The sequence below is a fragment of the Streptomyces sp. JK94 genome, assembly GCF_053613315.1.
On the sequence record NZ_JBSICH010000077.1, the window covers coordinates 1 to 5,160 of the forward strand.

A 5,160-nucleotide genomic window follows, 5' to 3' on the forward strand; every position below is an offset into this window, starting at 1 on the left:
CGAGAAGCGGAACATCCAGATACGGCTCCAGAGCAGCGGCACACTCCGCCATCCGCCCCGCGAACACCGGCTCCTCACCGAGCAGCTCCACCGCCATACCCACCCACTGCGACCCCTGACCGGGGAACACGAACACCGCCCGCGGGCCGTCACCATCGGCGCGCACCGCACCGGCGGCGCCGGTCCCGCGCGCCACCGCCCGTACGGCTTTGAGGAGTTCGTCCCGGGAGGTGCCGGTGACCACCGCACGGTGGTCGTGCACCGCGCGGTCGGTCGCGAGGGCGGCGCCGATGTCGACGGGTGAGGTGTCCGGGCGTGCCTCGACGAACGCCGCCAGCCGCGCCGCCTGTGCCCGCAGCGCCTGCGCGTCGCGCCCGGAGAGCACCCACGGCACGACGGACGGGACGTCACCCGCGACCTCCGGCTCGGCCACGGCCGGGGCCTGCTCGATGATGACGTGGGCGTTGGTGCCGCTGATGCCGAACGAGGACACACCCGCCCGGCGCACCCGGCCCGGCTCCGGCTCCGGCCAGTCACGCGACCGGTCGAGGAGCCCGAGCGCACCGGAGGACCAGTCGACGTGCGGCGACGGCTCGGCCGCGTGCAGGGAGGCGGGCAGCACACCGTGCCGCAGCGCCTCGACCATCTTGACGACACCCGCCACACCGGCGGCCGCCTGCGTGTGCCCGATGTTCGACTTCACCGAGCCCAGCCAGAGCGGGCGGCCCGGCGCGCGGCCCCGGCCGTAGGTCGCGAGCAGCGCCTCCGCCTCGATCGGGTCGCCGAGGGAGGTGCCGGTGCCGTGGGCCTCCACCACGTCCACGTCCCCGGCGCCGAGCCCCGCGTCGGCCAGCGCCGCCCGGATCACCCGCTGCTGGGCGAGGCCGCTGGGGGCTGTCAGTCCGTTGCTGGCCCCGTCCTGGTTGACGGCCGAGCCACGTACCACGGCGAGGACCCGGTGGCCGTTGCGGCGGGCGTCGGACAGCCGCTCCAGGACCAGCACGCCGACGCCCTCGGCCATCGCGATGCCGTCCGCGTCCGCCGCGAAGGGCTTGCACCGGCCGTCCGCCGCGAGGCCGCTCTGCCGGCCGAACTGGAGCAGCGGGTTCGGGGTGGCCATGACGGTGACACCGCCGGCCAGCGCCAGGTCGCACTCCCCCGACCGCAGCGCGCGGCCCGCCAGGTGCACCGCCACCAGCGACGACGAACACGCCGTGTCCACCGTCACCGCGGGGCCCTCGAAACCGAACGTGTACGCCACCCGGCCGGACAGGACGCTGCCCGCGCCGCCGGTCAGCATGAAGCTTTCGACGTGCTCGGGGGTACGCCGCAGCGGAGCGGCGTAGTCGTGGTAGACCTGCCCGGCGTAGACGCCGGTCCGGCTGGAGCGCAGGCCGCCCGGGTCGAGCCCGGCCCGCTCCAGCGCCTCCCAGGACGTCTCCAGGAACAGCCGCTGCTGCGGGTCCATCGCCAGCGCCTCGCGCGGCGAGATCCTGAAGAACCCGGCGTCGAAGTCGCCCGCGTCGTACAGGAAACCGCCCTCGCGGGTGTGCGTGGTGCCGGCGTGCTCCCGGTCGGGGTGGTCCGGCGCGTCGAGGTCCCAGCCGCGGTCGGCCGGGAATCCGCCGATGCCGTCGGCACCGTCGGCCATCAGCTGCCACAGCTCCTCGGGGCTGGTCACGCCACCGGGGTAGCGGCAGGCCATCCCGACGATCGCGAGGGGCTCGTCGGCGGGCGTGGAGGCGGGCGTGGACGCGGCCGAGGCGGTGGAGACGGCCGAGGCGGTGGAGACGGCCGAGGCGGTGGACGCGGCCGGCTTCGGCGTCTCTTCCTGCGAGGTCTCCGGTGTCTCCTCCCGCGAGGTGGTGTCGGCGAGTTCCCGTACGAGGGTGGCGGCCAGCTCGGTGGGGGTGGGGTGGTCGAACAGGACGCCGGCGGGAAGTCGCAGACCGGTCGCGTTGTTCAGGCGGTTGCGCATGTCCAGCGAGCTGAGCGAGTCGAAGCCGAAGTCACGGAAGGGGCGGGCGACGGGGACCCGTTCGGCGGAGGCGTGGCCGAGAACGGCGGCGGACAACTCCCGGACGAGGGCGAGGGCCATGGCGGCGCGCTCGTCGGCGGGCAGGGCCGCCAGCCGCTCGGCGAACGGTCCGTCGGCGTCCACCGGCCGGGGCGGCGGCACCAGGTCGCCGAGCAGGGCGGGGACGCCTTCGCTCGCGGCGCGTTCACGGACCGGCCGCAGGTCCAGTTCGGTGGGGACGACCAGCGGCCGTGGCTCGGTGACCGCGCGGTCGAACAGCGCGAGCGCCTCGTCCTCGGGCATCGGTACGACGCCGAGGCGGGCCAGCCGCGCCCGGTCCACGGCGGTGAGGTCCGAGGTGAGTCCGCCGCTGGCGCCATCCTGCTCCCACAGTCCCCAGGCCATGCTCTGTCCGGGCAGACCGAGGCCGGCGCGGTGGCCGGCCAGCGCGTCGAGGAAGGCGTTGGCCGCGGCGTAGTTGGCCTGGCCGGCGGCGCCGAGCACACCGGAGACCGAGGAGAGCAGGACGAACGCGGTCAGCGGGTCGTCGCGGGTGAGTTCGTGCAGGTGCCAGGCGGTGTCGGCCTTGGCTCGCAGTACGGTGTCGAGTTGCTCGGCGGTCAGTGAGGTGACGACGCCGTCGTCGAGGGTGCCGGCGGCGTGCACCACCGCGGTGAGGGTGTGGTCGGCGCGGACGGCGTCGAGCGCGGCGCGCAGGGCGCCGCGGTCCGCCGGGTCGCAGTGGACGGTCGTCACCTCGCAGCCCGCGTCGGTGAGTTCGGCGGTCGGCTCACGGGTGGCGTCGGCGCCGCGCCGGCTGACGAGGGCCAGGCTGCGCACGCCGTACTGCCGGACCAGGTGCCCGGCGAGCAGCCGGCCGATGTGTCCGGAGGCGCCGGTGAGCAGGACCGTGCCGTCCGGGCCGAAGGGGGCGGGGGTGTCGGAGGCCGGGCCGGTGACGCGGGCGAGCCGGGGGACGTGGAGCCGGCCGGCGCGCAGCGCGACCTGGTCCTCCGTGCCCGCGACGACGGCGGGCAGCGTGCGCAGCGAGTCGGGGTGCCGGTCGGTGTCGGCCAGGCGGAAGCGGCCGGGGGTCTCGGTGGCCGCGGTGCGCAGGAAGCCCCAGACGACGGCCGCGGCGACATCGGCGGCGGGGTCCGGTCCGGTGGCGTGCTCGGTGACGGCGAGGAGGCGGGTGCCGGAGAGCCGCTCGTCGAGGAGCAGGGCACGGGCCGTGTCCCGTAGGGCCGCAGCGTGGCCGTGCGCGGCGGTCACCGTGTCACCGTCCGTGCGCGGGACGGGCCACACCAGGGTCTCGGGCACGGGGGCACCGGCGTCGAGGGCGGTACGCAGGTCGTCCAGGTCCCGGTAGGCGTCCACAGCGGCGCCGCCGTGGCGAAGGGCGTCCGCGACGGTGTCCCCGTCACGGCCGGACACACCGCCGCCGTCCTCACCGCCGGTGCCGTCGTCGCCGGTCAGCACGGCCCAGGGGCCGGCGGGCCGGGTGTCGGCCGGCAGCGGCCGGTGCGGCGCGCGCCACTCCACGGCGAACAGCGACCGGGCCGCCGCGTCCGGCGAGGCTGTGCGGTGCGCGAGGTCGGCGGGCCGCATGGTGAGCGTGCCGATGCTCGCCACGCGCCGCCCGGACGGGTCGGCGAGGTCCAGGGCCACACCGTGCTCGCCGGAGCGGATGATCCGGGCGCGCAGCGAGCGGGCGCCGGGGGCCTCCACCGCGACCTCGGCGAAGGCGTACGGCAGCCGCAGCCCGTCCCCCGGCGTTTCGTCGGTGGTGACCACGGCGTGCAGGACGGCGTCGAGGAGCGCCGGGTGGAGGGCGAAGCCGGCCTCGTCCACGGCTGCGGCGTCGTCCCGCTCGGGCAGACGCGCCTCCGCGTAGACGGTCCCGTCGGTCGCCTTCCAGAGCCGGGTCAGGAGCTGGAAGGCCGGGCCGTAGACGTAGCCGTCGTCGGCGAGTTCGGTGTAGAGGCCGCTGAGGTCGGCCTCGATGGTGTGCGGGGGTGGCCAGGTGGCGGCCCAGTCGGGTGCCGGGCGGGCAGCGGTGGGGGCGGTGCCGAGGGCCGCCGTGGCGTGGTGGGTCCAGGGTGTCGTCGTGGCGTCGCCGTCCGCGTGCGGCCGGTCGTCGGGGCCGGGGCGGGTGGGCCGACTGTGCACGGTGGCGACGGCCCGGCCCGGGGACGCGCCGTCGGGGGTGACGGTGACCTGGAGGTCGGTGGCGTCGTCCGGCGCGGGCAGCGGCAGCGGTGCGTGCAGGGTGAGTTCGTCGACGTACGGGGTGCCGTACCGGTCGCCGGCCTGTGCGGCCAGTTCCAGCAGGGCGGTTCCGGGCAGCAGCGGAAGGGTGTCGACGGCGTGGTCGTAGAGCCAGCGGTGGGTGTGGTGGGTGAGCCGTCCGGTCAGGAGCAGGTTCTCGCCCACGGCGGTGCGTACGGCGGCGCCGAGCAGGGGGTGGCGGGCCGGGGTGAGTCCAGCGGACGTCACGTCGGCGGAACCGGTGCCGGTGCCCGGGCCGAGCCAGTAGCGCCGGCGCTGGAAGGCGTAGGCGGGCAGGTCGACACGGCGGGCGCCGGTGCCGGCGTAGGCCTGGGTGAAGTCGACCGGGACGCCGTGCGTGAACACGGTGCTCAGCGAGGTCAGCAGGCGCCGCAGGCCGCCGTCGCCGAGGAGCAGTGACCCGGTCACGACCGCTTCGTGGCCGGCTTCCTCCAGTTGGTGGGTGACGTTCCCGGCCAGCACGGGGTGGGCGCTGCACTCGACGAACGCGTCGAACCCCTCGGCCGCCAGCGCGCCCACGGCTTCGGCGAACCGCACCCGGTCGCGCAGGTTGCGCACCCAGTACGCCGCGTCCGGAACCCCCTCACCGAGCCACTCCCCCGTGACCGTCGAGAAGAACGGCACCCGGGCACGGCCCGCACGGACCGGCCCGAGATCGGCGAGAATCCGGTCGGCCACGGAATCCACCTGCGCGGAATGGGAGGCGTAGTCGACGGGCACACGACGCGCCCGCACTCCCCCGGCCTCACACTCCGCCATCAGCGCGTCGAGCGCCTCCCTGCCACCGGACACCACCGTCGACGCAGGACCGTTGACGGCCGCGACCGTCACCCGCCCCCCATAACCGGCGA

At 75.9% G+C, this 5,160-nt stretch carries 1 protein-coding gene; it reads right to left on the minus strand.

Annotated features, from left to right (window positions below; genetic code table 11):
- Positions 1–5,140, minus strand: a 5,140-nt coding sequence (locus ACVV2G_RS33185; RefSeq protein ID WP_453846477.1) for an SDR family NAD(P)-dependent oxidoreductase, incomplete at its 3' end; no start/stop codon positions are given.
- Positions 5,141–5,160 lie beyond the last annotated feature (20 nt).